General features: G+C 42.5%; 7 protein-coding genes. 5 read left to right on the top strand and 2 right to left on the bottom strand.

Annotated features, from left to right (window positions below):
* Positions 1-414: 414 nt before the first annotated feature.
* A complete protein-coding gene (locus FIS9605_RS0106705) occupies positions 415-2,832 on the bottom strand; it encodes a penicillin-binding protein 1C (RefSeq protein ID WP_026731901.1) in 2,418 nt (805 codons plus the stop codon).
* Between the two features lie 512 nt (positions 2,833-3,344).
* On the opposite strand from FIS9605_RS0106705, the gene FIS9605_RS0106700 reads away from it, so the two are divergent.
* The 3 genes from FIS9605_RS0106700 to FIS9605_RS42455 all read left to right on the top strand — a co-directional run bounded on the left by FIS9605_RS0106700 (position 3,345) and on the right by FIS9605_RS42455 (position 9,716).
* A complete protein-coding gene (locus FIS9605_RS0106700; RefSeq protein WP_026731900.1) occupies positions 3,345-9,188 on the top strand; it encodes an alpha-2-macroglobulin family protein in 5,844 nt (1,947 codons plus the stop codon).
* Positions 9,189-9,254: 66 nt separating this feature from the next.
* Complete coding sequence (locus tag FIS9605_RS0106695; protein ID WP_026731899.1) at positions 9,255-9,488, top strand: type II toxin-antitoxin system Phd/YefM family antitoxin; 234 nt, start codon at positions 9,255-9,257, stop codon at positions 9,486-9,488.
* A 69-nt stretch (positions 9,489-9,557) separates the two neighbouring features.
* Positions 9,558-9,716 carry a hypothetical protein gene (locus tag FIS9605_RS42455; RefSeq protein WP_155960370.1) on the top strand — a complete coding sequence of 53 codons (159 nt, stop codon included), beginning with the start codon at positions 9,558-9,560 and terminating at the stop codon, positions 9,714-9,716.
* Between the two features lie 50 nt (positions 9,717-9,766).
* On the opposite strand, the gene FIS9605_RS0106685 is transcribed toward FIS9605_RS42455, so the two are convergent.
* A complete protein-coding gene (locus tag FIS9605_RS0106685) occupies positions 9,767-11,101 on the bottom strand; it encodes a glutamate-cysteine ligase family protein (protein ID WP_026731898.1) in 1,335 nt (444 codons plus the stop codon).
* Positions 11,102-11,519: 418 nt separating this feature from the next.
* Here FIS9605_RS0106685 and FIS9605_RS0106680 point away from each other — a divergent pair, with 418 nt between their 5' ends.
* Both FIS9605_RS0106680 and FIS9605_RS0106675 read left to right on the top strand, forming a co-directional pair.
* Positions 11,520-12,200, top strand: a complete 681-nt coding sequence (locus tag FIS9605_RS0106680) for an ester cyclase (protein ID WP_026731897.1) — start codon at positions 11,520-11,522, stop codon at positions 12,198-12,200.
* A 565-nt stretch (positions 12,201-12,765) separates the two neighbouring features.
* Positions 12,766-15,348 carry a GAF domain-containing protein gene (locus FIS9605_RS0106675; protein WP_026731896.1) on the top strand — a complete coding sequence of 861 codons (2,583 nt, stop codon included), beginning with the start codon at positions 12,766-12,768 and terminating at the stop codon, positions 15,346-15,348.
* The last annotated feature ends 351 nt before the right edge of the window (positions 15,349-15,699 follow it).

Below are 15,699 nucleotides of genomic sequence, written 5' to 3'. Positions count from 1 at the left end.
ACACATCTGTCTTAAAGATGGATATTTAACCGGAAATCATATTATTTGATATGACAGAATAATTATGCCAAGAGATATGGATTCATTGATGATTTAGTCCTCATCCTCAATCTATATCAACACCAGATAAATTACTGTTTCCGGAAAAACGATAAAGAAAACTTTAATTTGTATGATGCATGACACTATTGATTTCACTAAATGTAGCGAAGTATAAAGCACCATATTTCATCTTTTGTTGCTAATTATCATTTATGAAGTTTTAAGCTGTTGCGCTTACATATTGCACTTTTTTCGTTAAGACCGTCATTTGTCCTTTGTCAAAAGCTAATGACCAATGACCAATGACTAATGACTAATGACTAATGACGACCCTCACGAGCAATTTTGCAATTTTAAGGCGTTACACCTTAATTATTGTGAAGATGGCTGCAACACCGGAGAATTGACAACAGAAAACCCTCTACGTGTAGGTTTTTTGCTAGCTAATTCAACTTGAAAATTAACGCGATCGCTTTTCTGGCTACTTCTTACTTCCAAAGTCCAGTTACCAGGTCGTAAAGTCCAAAATAAAGAATTAGCTGAGTTTGTAGCAAGCTTTTCACCATTCAACCACCACTCTACAATCTCAGATGATGTTCCTGTTAACTTAAATTCCAATTTTTGCTGGGCTTCTTCGCCGGGATACAGCAAAAATAAATCACCATTGTGAGGAGATAATATCTTCAGTTGGCTAGAACCAAAACTAGATTGTCCCTGCCTTGCCAACCACTCATCATACTCTGACAATAAATTGAAATTATTTTGACTTTCGTAGGCGCTGATGTCTCTTGAATAGAAATATTCTTGTACTACAGAAACACAATCTGGTGTTGGTTTTAACCCAGAAATAGCACAAATAGGTAGCTGTATCATTCCTTCTGGGGGCGAAAAAGCAGCTGGTTCGCGATGCTCGTGTAGGTGTAACATAATCCGATTCCACAATGGTGCTGCCCCTGTAACACCAGACACCTGCCGCATCGGATCGCCATCAAAATTGCCTACCCAGGTAGCAACGGTGTAATCGGTAGTAAAGCCAACCGTCCAGGTATCGCGAAAATTAGAAGAAGTACCAGTCTTTACAGCAGCTGAGAAGGGTAACTTTAGAACTGAGTCTACACCGAAAGCTGTAGCACGGGCATGATTGTCACTTAACATATCGGCGATCAATCGCCACGTGGTGTGCTTGGGTAAGGGAGAAGGGAGAAGAGGGAAGGAGGGATGGGGAATGGTAGTTACTAATGGAGTGGGTTCTCCTTGACGTGCCATCGTGACATAAGCCTTAGCTAATTCCCAAAGGCTGACTTCGCCGCTACCTAGAGTCAAACCCAGTCCATAGTATTCTGCTGATTTATCGAGATGTTCAAACCCCAATTCGTGGAGATGATCCAGAAAAGTCTGCACGCCTACCTTTTCTAACACCCTTACTGCTGGCACATTCAGGGAATTCGCCAACGCCACCCGCACCCGCACAGGGCCGAGAAAACTTTTAGTATAATCTGTAGGGCTGTAAAGTTTTGCGCCTGGAATTGCGTAGTGTGCAGGCACGTCTGCCAAAATCGTATTCGGGCGAATCACACCTTTTTCCAAAGCTAGTTCGTACAAAAATGGCTTGAGGGTAGATCCTGGTTGACGTAGCGCTTGAACTCCATCATTACGCCCCAACTTTGCTTCATTAAAATAATCGGGCGAACCAACATAAGCCAAAACTTCCCCAGTGTGGTTGTTAATTACTAAAGCCGCTGCATGATGAACGTTATTGGCGGCGAGGGAGGAAAGTACTTGCTGTACTTGCGCTTCTACAAATTGTTGCAAAGAACGGTTTATAGTGGTGCGGATGGAAGAGGAACCCCACCCCCAACCCCTCCCCGCAAGCGGGGAAGGGGGGGTCCCCACTCTGTGGGGATAAGGGGCAGGGTGCCCGATAGGGCGGGGTGGGGTGCTTTGCTGACTCGCTAACCAAAACAAAAAGTGTGGTGCGGCAATAATTTTCTTTTGTCGAGACTGAAACGAAATTTCTTCTGCGTATGCGCGTTCTGCCATTGAGCGAGTAATGTACCCATCTTGTACCATACGATTGAGGACGTATGTTTGTCGTTGCTTTAAGCGTTCCCAATATTGAAGCGGGTCAAAGTAAGTGGGATTATTGGGGATAGCAGCCAAAAGACTAGCTTGGGCAAGATTCAATTCACTTGCTGGTGTGGAAAAATAGGTACGGGCAGCAGCTTCTACACCATAAACATTCCCACCCATTGGCAAACGATTAATATAGGCAGAGAGAATTTCATCTTTATTCATTCCGGCTGCTAACCGCCAAGATAGCCAAATTTCGGCTATTTTACCTGACAGGTTGCGGGGTCTAGGTTCTAACATCCGTGCTAGCTGCATGGTAATTGTAGAAGCACCGGAAACTACTCTTTTTGCATGAATTGCATCTTTAAGTGCGCGGGCGGCGGCTTTTAGATCTAGCGCTCCGTGATGGTAAAATCTGCTATCTTCGGCAGATAGAATGGCATGGAGAAACTGGGGAGAAACTTGATTTAGTGGTACTACTGCTGTATGCTCTTGGTCGCGGGTAAGTATTGTTCCTAGGGGTAGCCCATTGCGATCGCTAAATTCCAATGCCAACTGTGATTGGGCAATATCTGCGGCATGGATGGGAGTAAAATACGGCAGTAAACGCACCAAAAAGCAAACCAACAGCAAAGCCAGGATAGTTTTGCTGGTTTTGCGATTCAACTGATGCCAAACTTTCTGCTTAATTTGGATAAGCCATCTTTTCGCTAGTTTCATCAGCGAATCCTCTCCCCAGGAAAATTTACCTTAATTTTTGCGTTGTGATTATAGTTGTATCAAGTAAAGTTTCTAAGTTTTAATAACTGGCCCTGTCAAGGTGGGTAAAAAACGAACCACTATCTTAGTAGAGAAGACAATTTTCCTCTTTGTGTCTTAGTGTCTTTGTGTTTCAATCATTCTTTTTTCACCACCCTACTCTACGAGAAGCCGCTGCGCGTCTACGGGTTCGCCACTTTGCCTACCCTGGCGGGAAGCCGCTGCGCGTCTACGTGACGGGAACCGCCAAGACGGCAAGTGGACTCACCAAGACACTAAGACACCAAGAAAAATCCATTCTTTGTTTTTACCCTGTGGAAGGCTGCTATAAGTCTAATCCATCTTTGTGGCTTATTAATTATTTTAAAAACTAAATAATACTTAATTCTTAAAACTTATAAAAATTTTGTGGCACAAACAGACTTATTTAGTGTATCAATGTAAATCATTATATAGTTAAGGTCATGCTCAGCATGGTCATAAAATTTTTGATAAAGTTCCTGCTAGTCCTCACAGTTGTAACAGGAATAGCAGGCTGTAATATAGTTGGTATCGGTTCAGGAAAAGGAAGACTACCAGAAGTTTCTTCACTATCTTTACCACAGTTACCAGACTGGATTGAACAAATAAGTCCGATAGGAGAAGCTGCACCTGTTAACCAAATTCGCATCCGCTTTAAAGAAGCTTTAATTCCTGTTGAGAGTCTGGACAGTCCCGAACAGCAGAAACTTTTACAGAGATTTGCACTTGAGCCACCTTTACCCGGTCACTTTCGGTTTTTAACACCGCGTATGGTAGGATTTCAAGCTGAGCGAGCACTACCAAAAGCAACACGATTTAAAGTTAGTCTAAAAGCAGGTTTGGCAGATTTAAAAAATCACAGTCTTGACCAAGATTTGGCTTGGACTTTTAACACAGAACCTATCAAACTGACTAATTTACCTGGTAAGAATCCTGTTGAAAATTCAGAAACTGAACCAATCGATTTGCAACCAAAGTTGCAAGTCACTTCTAATGTGGAATTAGATTTAGCTTCAGTTCAAGAGCATTTACAGCTAATTCCAGAAGGTAAAAACAAGGGTGTGCGCTTTAAAGTGGCATTGGCAAAAGAAGAGAAACCCACAGAAAGTCAAGACCCTTTAGAAAAATTTGACCCATCAGCACAGAATTGGATTTATAACCTTATTCCCCAACAAAGTTTAGAAAAAGCTACCAATTATCGCTTAGAATTTTCTCCAAGACTACGACCAGCTTATGGCAATTTAGCTAGTGATAAAGCGTTTGTTAGTAAGGTGAGTACTTACGCACCTTTGGCATTTAAGGGTGTTCAATATTATGGACAGCCAGATGCGGGAGGTGCTTACGGTAGATTTGTGAAAGGTAGTCCTCAGCTAGAGTTCAATAACGGCTTAGTAGCAGATTCAGCTATTGAAAATATTAAAATTAATCCCGAACCAAAATCGATTCCGCGAATTATCCAAGTCAATGACAAAGATAAGATTGTCAGTATTAATCCTTATGCGTTAGAACCAACGACTAATTATACAATTACTATCGGCGGTAATCTTAAAGACCAGTTTGGACAAACTTTAGGTAAGCCAGTCACAGTGAAGTATGACACCGGAGATTTAGCAGGAGATATATGGGTTGCTGAAGGTTTAAATATTTTCCCTGCTGGTCAAAATTTGCAGTTAAATATTTCTACTGTTAATTTACCAGATGCGAAATATAAAGCTGCTTATCGAGTAGTGCAACCAACAGATTTAGTTTATTTCCATTCTGCTTATCCTAAAGGAGAAGGGAAGGAGTTATTACCTAAAGCATCTGAGTGGCAAAGTTTCAAAGTAGCAGCTAAAAAAAATCAGTCTGTTGAGATAGCTGTGCCTTTACGAGAAAAGCTAAATTCCCAAACAGGAATGCTAGCTTATGGAGTGCAAGCACGTACTAATAAATATCAGGAAAATAGTAAAGAACTATGGCGAGAACCTACGACTTATGGTTTAGTTCAACTAACTAATTTGGGTGTATTTTCTCAGTGGTTTCCTGATTCAGGTTTAATAAGAGTACATCATTTAGCTGATGGTTCACCAGTCAAAGCTGCTGATATCCAAATTTACGAATCAAAATTAGAGGCAAAATCTCGTCCTCAACCTGTACCTTGTGCATCTGGTAAAACAGATGAAAATGGCACTCTCAGGCTAAAGCGTGAAGATTTGGGGCAATGTTTTGCTGGTAAGCAACTTTTTGAAATAGCACCGCAATTGTTAGTAATTGCTCGTGAAAATCAAGATTGGGCATTTGCTCGTACAGAAGAATATAGCGGTGTTTATGGCTATGGTATTGATGCAGACTGGAACGATGGTAAATTAGTATCGCGTGGAGTAATATTTTCTGATAGACAACTATATCAACCAGGTGAGAAGGCTTGGTTAACTGGTTTTGCTGACTACTTGCAAAATAGTACAATCCAGCAAGATAAAAATGCTGATTACCAATTAACTTTGGTAAATTCAGATGGACAAAAAACAGACTTAGGCACTAAAACAACGAATGAATTTGGCACGTTTTCTGTAGAGTTACCTATCAAGAAAACTCAACCTTTAGGCTACTACACAGTTCAAGCGAAGGGTAAGAATGGACAAGAGATTTCTGGGGAGTTTCGAGTGGCTGAATTTAAGCCACCTAATTTTAAAGTCGAACTTTCCTTAGATAAAGAATTTGCCCTTATCAATGAAAAAGTTGAGGCTAACGCTACCAGTAATTATTTATTTGGTTCACCTGTAGAAGGAGGGAAAGCAAAATATTTCGTAACTCGCCAGCAGACTAATTTTATTCCCAAAGGTTGGGAGGAGTTTTCTTTTGGCAGACAGTGGTTATGGCCAGAAGAACCCCCTTCTGTAACTAGCGATGTCCTGCAAACTAATACTCAACTGGATGCTAATGGTAACAGCAGACAAACTGTGACTGTAGCAAAAGATTTACCCTATCCGATGTCTTATCGTATAGATGTTGAGGTTGCAGATGTTTCTAATTTGTCTGTAGCTAATTCTAAAACTTTTACCGCCTTGCCGAGTAATCGTCTCATCGGGTTAAAAAGTAATTTTGTTGCTGAAGCTGGCAAAGCTTTTCCAATTGAAGTTATCGTAACTGACCCTACAGGAAAACCACTATCAGGTCAACGGGTACGTCTGGAACTTCAACAAATGAAATACAGTAGTGTGACGCAGATAGTAGAAGGTAGTCAGACACCAAAAAATCAAGTTGAATACAAGACGGTAGGACAAACAGAAGTTACATCTAGTAGCAGTCCTCAATCTATTAGTTTGACACCAACTGAGTCGGGTTCATACCGTATTCGAGCTAATTTTAGCGATAATTGTAGAGACGTTACATGTAACGTCTCTACAGCCACAGATTTACAAATTTGGGCAACAGGAGAAAATCCTGTATATTGGGGTTCACAAGAACGCGTTAGCGATAGCGGCGCGTCAGCGCTTCGCCTAGAAGTTAAACTAGATAAAAAAGAGTTCAAACCAGGTGAAACTGCTACAGCTTTAATTCAATCTCCCTATCCTGAAGGCGAGTTGTACTTTGCTGTTATCAAAGACAAACCCCTCTATCAACAAATTACCAAAGTGAAGGGAGGCGCACCGCAAATTCAGTTTCAAGTTACACCAGAGATGTTACCTAATGCAGCCATACAAGCTGTGTTGGTAAGACAGGGTGTTCCTCTCAACCAGGTGGAACCAGGAAGTGTAGATAAGTTGGTAAAAATTGGTTTTGTACCTTTTAAAGTGAACTTGGAAGATAAATATTTAAAAGTGCAAGTCACTCCAGTGCAAGCATCACTCGAACCTGGTGCAGAGGAAACGGTACTACTGGAACTCAAGGATAACCAAGGAAACCCCAGCAAAGGACAATTTACAGTCATGGTGGTGAATGAGGCGGTGCTACAGCTTTCTGGCTATCGTCCCCCAGACTTGGTGAACACAGTTTATGCAGAACAGGCGATCGCCACCCGCTTCAGCGATAATAGACCACAGGTAGTGGTACAACAAGAATCTATAAAAAAACCCAAAGGTTGGGGATATGGCGGTGGCTTATCTGCTGCTGCGGCAAATACCCGCGTCCGCAAAGATTTTCAAGCTTTAGCTTACTATAATGGCTCTGTGCTTACAGATAATAATGGTAAAGCGCAAATTACCTTTAAACTACCAGATGACTTAACCACATGGCGGGTAATGGCGATCGCCACCGATGGAAATCTGCGGTTTGGCAACGGTGAAGGAACTTTTATCACCACTAAGCCGCTGTTAACTAACGCCATACTGCCACAATTTGCTCGTCCTGGCGATCGCTTCCAAGCTGGTTTATCAGTAACTAACAATACTGGCAAAACAGGGACTCTCAATATTAATGGCGAACTTAGCGGTACAGTGCAGTTTGCTGGGAAGAACCCCACCACCGCTTCATTGCAAACCAAAACAGAATCCACTACTGGTGCTTATCGCTTTCCAATGATTGCAGGTAGTGTGGGAGAAAGTAAGATTCGCTTTACCACTCAGCTAAATAATACTGCTGCCGATGCTTTTGAAGTACCTTTGGAAATTAAGCCACTGGAAATTACAGAACAAGTTGTGGAGACGGGTACGATCCCCCCAACCCCCCTTTCTAAGGGGGGTAATAATATACTTTCCCCCCTTTCCAAGGGGGGATTAAGGGGGGATCAAACAAAGATTCCCCTGAATGTCGAGAAAAATACAATCCTCCAAGAGGGTGGTTTAGATATTCAGCTAGCGAGTACCCTGATACCGGAAATTAAAGCACCAGCACAGGAAGTTTGGCAGGATGATGACTTGCCTTTTGCGGAACCTGCGGTGAGTCAGTTGCTGATTGCTGCGAATCTGCAAACTTTGTCCGAAAAATACGGTCAGACTTTTGCAGAATTTAATCCTACCAAACGTGCCTCCCAAGCAATCGAGCAATTGCAAAAACTCCAACTTGCCGATGGTGGTTTTGCTGCTTTCCCAGGACAAGAAAAATCCGATCCTTGGGTTTCTGCTTATGCAGCGGAATCTTTAGCGAAAGCACGTCAGGTATTTCCTGATTTTATAGATGCTGGGATGATGTCTCGCCTCAAGGGATATTTGCAGAAAATCTTAGCGAACCCCGGACAGTATGAGTATTGCAAACAGCAACTTTGTAAAAGCCAGATGCAACTCAACGCCTTGATTGCTTTGGCAGAATTGGGAGACAAGCGCAATACTTTCCTTGCTGATATTTATCAACAGCGCAAGGCTTTTGATATAGTGACGCAGATTAAACTAGCGCGGTATTTATCCCAGTTTTCTCAATGGCAGGATGAATCTCAACAGCTGTTGAAGCAACTACAACAATATATATATGAAACTGGTCGCACCGCAGTTGTAAGTTTACCCCGTAGCTGGGGATGGATGAATTCACCTACGACAGCGCAAGCACAAGCATTACGCTTGTTTATTTCTCAACAAAGTAAACCGGAAGTTATCGATAAGTTATTGCAAAGTCTTTTAGCACTGCGACGGGATGGCACATGGCAAACTAGCTATGATAATGCTCAAGCACTAACCGCTTTGGTGGAATACAGTCAACTGCAACCTACACCACCGAATTTTGTAGCCACAGTGCAATTAGCTGGTAAAAAACTAGGAGAAGCTAAGTTTGCAGGCGATCGCAATCCTAGTGTAGAGATAAAAGTGCCGATGGATAAATTACCCCGTGGGCGTCATGATTTGCAACTGCAAAAATCCGGTCAAGGCACTTTGCATTATTTAATCGCTTATCGCTATCGCTTGCAAGGAAATCAACCCGGTAGGTATAACGGTTTACGGGTGACGCGGGAAATTCGCAGTCTGAATGAAGAAAAAGTGCTGCAAAAAACGGGTCTTTACGCCTTGGATAAGCCATTAACTTTAGAAACAGGTCAAGTTTTTGACATTGGTTTAGAAGTCATTGCCGACCATCCTGTGGAACATGTGGCGATCGCAGATCCGCTGCCAGCAGGATTTGAGGCAGTGGATGAAAGCTTTCAAACAGCTACATCTGCTTTGCAAGCACCAACTGACAGTTGGGAACTTGGGTTTAGAACAATATATCGCGATCGCATTGTCGCTTACGCAGACCACCTTGAACCAGGGGTCTACAGCCTTCATTACTTAGTACGTTCTGTGACTCCTGGTACATATCGCTATCCCGGTGCGGAAGTACACCTGCAATATGCGCCAGAAGAATTTGGGCGTGCGGCTGAGTTTACACTAGTACTGGAGGAGCGTAAATAACTTCTTAGTGCTCTTTATAAATATAGAAGCGATCGCAGCAAGCTTCAGCTTCAAGGATAACCTCATATGCAGCAAGTGGATATTGTTAAAGCATCCAAATCATTATCGGAACTGATTGAGGCTGTAATTGGAGGCGAAGAGGTGATTATTACTCGCGAAAATCAGCCCTTAGTCAGGTTAGTGGTGATTTCTGAAACTAAGCCTCGTCCCCAGTTTGGCAGTGCTAAAAACTTGATTGTAATGTCTGAGGATTTTGACGAACCTTTGGAAGATTTCAATGAAGTCTCACGGTTGTGGTAAGAAGACATCATTTGGAGCAAGGGAGCGATCGTAGTTACTGATGCTTCAACTTTTTACGATATTAAAAGTATGGATAATTTCCATAATATTCCACCTGAACAACCAGCCGAAGTGTCACTTGATTTAGCCAGAGTTAACGAAGAATCATGGCCCCACAGCATTGAATACCAAGATCTCATTGCATTTGGAGCGACAGGTGGTGAATCAATCATCGCAGCTAGCAAGTAACAGAGGTGAATACATAGTCAAATCGCCACGCCTCTCAACCGCAAGTAAAATCAGAAAAGCGTCACCTCAGCATCCAGCATTGCTAGCGGATGTTCACCATCTAACCATGACACCTGCGCTTCCAACTTATCACAGCACTCGCGCACGAGTCGCAAGCCTTCTTCTGTTGAAAGTTGAGCAGTCGCAGGTGTAAACTCTTGCAAAATTTCGGCTTCTATCGTCTGGTAATTATCTAACTCGGATCTCAGCTTTGTCAGGTATTTCGCACCCTCGCCGCCGTCCCCGATCGCAAACTGCAAAATTGAATCTACGTAAGCCTTGACTCGGGGATGCTTGACTCCCACCGTAGCAGCCGCATACAGTAGGTCTCCATTTAAATACTCAAAATCTGGAACCCAAAGGCGATCGCCACTCAATTCAAAAGTATGCAATCCTTTTGCTGGTCTAACTGTCAGTTGGTCGCGCCTGACTCGATGGGCGGCATGGCAAACTAGTGAAATTACTGCTAATATAATTGATGGATAGTTACTGTCTATACATCTTATTTCCACTGTGCCGAGTCTGTTGAGGCGCACTGGGTTCCAAGCTGATTTGAGTAAGCTTCCTCCCGCCTCCCAGAATTGGTGACGTTCGATTCCGGCTTTGTCCATTGCTTCCAACCAAGCGTAGTAGCGGAGGAATTGTTGTTCTACCAAGCTCTCAACACAATCAGCATAGGGCATTAGTCCCCCCACTGGCTGCAAATGAGTGTAAACTCCCTCCCAGCCAAAGGTTTCACTCCCTCGGTAACGAATTGTATGCGAGGCTAACCCTATCGCCAGTCCTTCATAAAAGGGACATGCCCTTGCCAAAGATATCAGCGCTGAATCCAAAGCTGTAGCCAAGTTATAGATATTGAGTAGTTCCTCTCGCTCCGTGGCTGTAGAGTTGTAAGATACAGCAACGCGAGTATCAATCACCCCAGGCGGAACTTCTAAATGCAGGTGCGTACCCGTACATTTCCCGGCGTGCAAAAATCTTTCGTAGCCAACAGTCCGCGCTTGGATGTGGTAGTTGGGCTTATCTCGCATCACTGGCATGATATGCAAGGGATAGCTAGACAGGGGATAAAGCCGCAAACCCATCTGTCGCGCCACAGCCAGGGCTAATTTCAAATTTTTGAGATACTCTGTTGCTAGTTCTGTGCCACTATAAGCTGGAGGCGTGTTAATCTCCACCATGCTTTTAACGAATTCCGGCACAAAATATTGAGCATTGCAATTTCGTGCTTCTGCCAGCAAATGACAACCTTGCAAGAATTCATCGGCGCGATCGCTGATGACACCCGCCTCATCTACTAAGAAAAACTCTTGCTCAAGACCAATGCGACGCTCTACCACATTCATTTCCCAACCCTCTAGCTAGTTGGGTTACAGCTACTTAGGCTTTAGCCTATCTCACTAGATAACCGATGAATTGTTATTTACTATACAGAATTTTAACAGCTTTATGGCTGCCTAATCATATCCGATCGTAACTGAAATATCTTGCACCATTCTCTATAAGAGCCAGAGGCTCTAGTTCTCGTTACCAGGTTGAACCTGGTAACGAGGGTTTGGAGGCTCTGCCTCCAGGCTGTTGCATTGTCGTGCAAGATGTAACTAAGTTTGATCGTAAGCTACTTTGTGTCTGTAGAGGCGAAACAGAGAGTGCAGAGTTATATCTGCATTACAGTTTAGAAGTCAGCGATCAAAAAATTGTTTTGACATGTTACAGGTGACACTCTATTCTAAAAAAGAAAAATTATTGATTCGGTAAATGGCAATGAGTGACGCAAAATCTACAGAATTGCCTCTTTGGGTTCAGGATAGAGAAATTGTCCTTGCCAATGACGAAGGAGTAGAGTGGCGAGAAGGAAAACGTCCAGATTATTCCTACACCAACCAATTCCTTCATAAAGAAAGTAAATTTCAGCATCCAGAAGGTTCTTTAGAGGCGATCGCTCAAAACTTAGTCCGAACCTTTGAGATGGAAGCTTCTCATAAAACGAATCCCCAACAGTGGCTTTCCATTGTCACTGATAAGTTTAGAATGAGTAGCAATGGCGGAGCGCAGTTCACTGCTGAGGAAGTAGCAAAAGAAGGAACTTATAACCTCTTTTTAGGTGAAAGTGAACAGTATAGTTCCAAATCAGAAACGTTTGAATCTTCATTTGAGCTTTTTCACAATGCTTTTCCCAATGGCTTTTTGTGGGAACTGATAGAAGTGTTGGCGGGGCCACCAAATGTTACCTTTAAGTGGCGGCATTGGGGTAAATTTAGTGGCAGCTACAAAGATTATGCTCCTACAGGAGAAACAATAGAAGTAGTAGGAGTAAGTATTGCTCGCGTGACTGACGACTTAAAGATAGAATCTCTAGAGCATTATTTTGATAATAGTGCCTTCCTGCAACAATTAACCGCAGGTGGTTGTCCATTCCACTCACAAAATCAGAGCGATCGCTAACTTCTAAGCCAGTGAGTGCAGATAAACATAACTATGAGGTTGGTTAGTAGTTAGTAGTTAGTAGTTAGTAGTTATTTGTTGGTTGTTAAATTTTCCAAACAACCACCAACTATCAACTAAGAACAAAATCTAATCACTAACTATTATCACGATGAATACATTTTTCTATAGAGAGACCTTTTCCTTTAGAGAAAGGTCTTTTTTTATGTACTTAAATTGTAGGGTGCGTTAAAGCAGCGCGTAACGCACTGCCACGCTAGTGTTACGTTACTGAATTGTGATGTCTTGATGATATAAGTAAAAATACGCTAAATTTTATAGTAATAAAAGTTACTTATACTTAATGAATTCACCACCCATTTAAGAATGGGAAGGCGAGAAGATATGGTAATCTTTCGGATAAAATATCTACGCGCAATCCTCCACTCCGTAATCAGGGTGACGCTTGCTCTATGAGCGATTAAACTGTGGATAATGTTAATCTAGCTTTCCTGGTAGCAACATTTACATATCTTTAATGACTTTCTTAAACACATAAAACCATTACTTATATCAAAAGCCAGTTATGTCAGTTCAACAACGTACTTGCGGTGAAGCCGCAGATTTGATTATGGGTGTTCGCAATGAAAACCGCGATTTGCCGCAAAAGAGTGCTCCTGTGGGTACTCTTGCCAAAAGGCAAGGAACTATTTCTTCTTTTCTTGCTCCCCTCACCCAGGATACTTTTAAACAAGTCGTCAAAGAAGTAGAACAAAAATTGCAGATTGTCAATCAAACTTTGTCGATGTTGGATTCACAAGGGTTTGAAACAATCTTGCAAGAAATGTTACAATCTATAACTTTAAAAACAGGGGAATTACTGGGGGCAGATCGAACAACAATATTTTTATTAGATGAAGAAAAAAAAGAATTATGGTCAATCGTGGCTGAGGGAGAGGGCGATCGCTCTCTAGAAATTCGCATCCCATCTGATAAGGGCATTGCTGGTGAAGTTGCTACCCACAGACAGGTCATAAATATCCCCTTTGATTTTTACAACGATTCTCGCTCTCGTTTTGCCCAAGAACAAGAAAAAAGAACCGGCTACCGCACATACACAATGCTGGCTTTGCCACTGTTGAACGAACAAGGGCAATTAGTAGCAGTTGTGCAATTGTTGAATAAATTAAAATACCAAAGCAATTTCCATGCGCCACTATCGGAACGAATTGACATCAGAGGCTTTACTAGTGCTGATGAACAGCTATTTCAAGAATTTGCCCCCTCAATCCGGTTAATTTTAGAATCATCGCGCTCTTTTTATGTCGCTACCCAAAAACAAAGAGCCGCAGCAGCACTGATGAAGGCGATCAAATCCCTGTCTCAAAGCAGTCTTGACTTGGAAGACACCCTCAAGCGGGTGATGGATGAAGCAAAAGAATTGATGAATGCCGATCGCAGTACTCTATGGCTAATAGATCGCGATCGCCATGAACTATGGACAAAAATCACCCAAAATAATGGTTCAACCAAGGAGTTACGTGTTCCAGTCGGCAAAGGTTTTGCTGGCATAGTTGCAGCATCCGGCAAAACGCTGAATATTCCCTTCGACCTGTATAACCATCCTGACTCGGACACAGCCAAACAAATAGACCAGCAGACTAACTATCGTACCTGTAGCTTACTGTGTATGCCAGTGTTTAATGTCGATCGCGAATTGATCGGCGTTACCCAACTAGTCAATAAAAAGAAATCTGGTGATTTTCCTACCTATAACCCCGCTTATTGGCCTCAAGCCCCCGAATGCTTCCAAGCAAGTTTTGACCGCAATGATGAAGAATTCATGGAAGCTTTTAATATTCAAGCGGGTGTCGCCCTGCAAAACGCTAAGTTGTTTGCCACAGTCAAGCAACAGGAACAAATGCAGCGTGACATTCTTCGCAGTCTCTCTAATGGCGTGATTTCCACCGATCAAACCGGTCACATCATCGCCGCCAATGAAAGCGCCAAGCGCTTGTTGGGTATTGAGACAGAAGACAGACTCGAAGGTAAGTTAATTACAGATATCATCTCTATCAAGGAAGGTGACTTTAGAAAGTGGTGTCAGGGTGCTTTAAATGCAGCGGAAGTGAAATATCGCGAACAGTACTATCCCGATCGCACATTGCTGTCTGATGGAGAAATGCAGCACAGCGTTAATTTATCGATTAACACCATTGCTGATGCTACCGATCGTCGACAAGTGCGTGGGGCGCTAGTTGTTATGGATGACATCAGTGATGAAAAGCGCCTCAAAAGTACGATGTACCGCTACATGACCCAAGAATTAGCAGAAGAATTGCTGAAATTAGATGACGCTAAACTGGGAGGCGATCGCAAAGAAGTTTCAATTTTATTCTCTGATATTCGTGGTTATACCACTTTGACAGAAAGCCTAGAAGCAGAAGAAGTGGTAAGTATGCTCAATGAATATTTTGAATCAATGGTAGAAGCAGTGTTTAAGTTTAAGGGCACCCTAGATAAATACATTGGAGACGCCATCATGGCTGTGTATGGCTCCCCCCTACCTTTGCAAGAACACGCTTGGATGGCGGTGCAAACATCTCTAGAAATGCGTCACCGTTTACAAGAATTTAATGCCCGCCGTCACGCACGTAACAAACCGCGCATTAATATCGGTATTGGTATTAATTCTGATGTGGTGATCAGTGGAAATATAGGCTCTAGCAAGCGGATGGAATTCACGGCCATTGGCGATGGGGTTAACCTTGGTTCCCGTTTGGAAAGCGTCAGCAAACAGTATGGTAGCGACATTATTCTTAGTGATAAAACGTACCAGCAATGCCAAGATTATGTGTGGGCTAGAGAACTAGATTACATTCGCGTTAAAGGTAGAAATGAACCTGTAGCTATATATGAACTGGTTGGTTTGCGTTCCGACAATATAAATAGTCAAAAGTTGCAGTTGATTGAACATTATCACAAAGGACGTTATTTTTATTTAAACCGCCAGTTTACCTTTGCCAGAGGCGAGTTCGCTAAAGTTTTAGATATTGACAACAACGATCAAGCTGCAATCATGCACCTCAAGCGTTGCCATTACTGGCAGCAAAAACCCCCATCAGATGCAGATTGGGATGAAGGTGTGTGGACACATAAGGAGAAATAAGAGGGGTAATGGGTAATGGGTAATTGGTAATTGGTGAAAATTATGAATGATGAATGCTGAAAATTTCATAATTCATAATTCATAATTCATAATTTTTATGCACCATGCCTCTTGCCCTCTGCCTTATTTTACTAGCGGAAATACACTTTTTATTAATGTTAAAAAGTTACATCAATAGGAATCCGGTTTGATGATTGAAAAAATCTAAGTACACGTAGGGTGTGCGATCGGCGAGAGTACGGCACCAAAAACATAGAATGGTGCGTTAGCCTTTGGCGTAACGCAACGGCAATAAAGGGGGAGGAAAATCCACACCCCTTTTTGCCTCCCCTACGTATCTTTTCAAAAATC

The sequence above is a fragment of the Fischerella sp. PCC 9605 genome, from assembly GCF_000517105.1.
Taxonomy (GTDB): Bacteria; Cyanobacteriota; Cyanobacteriia; order Cyanobacteriales; family Nostocaceae; genus PCC9605.
Note: the sequence above shows the minus strand (reverse complement) of the source record. Positions and strands in the feature narration are given on the sequence as shown.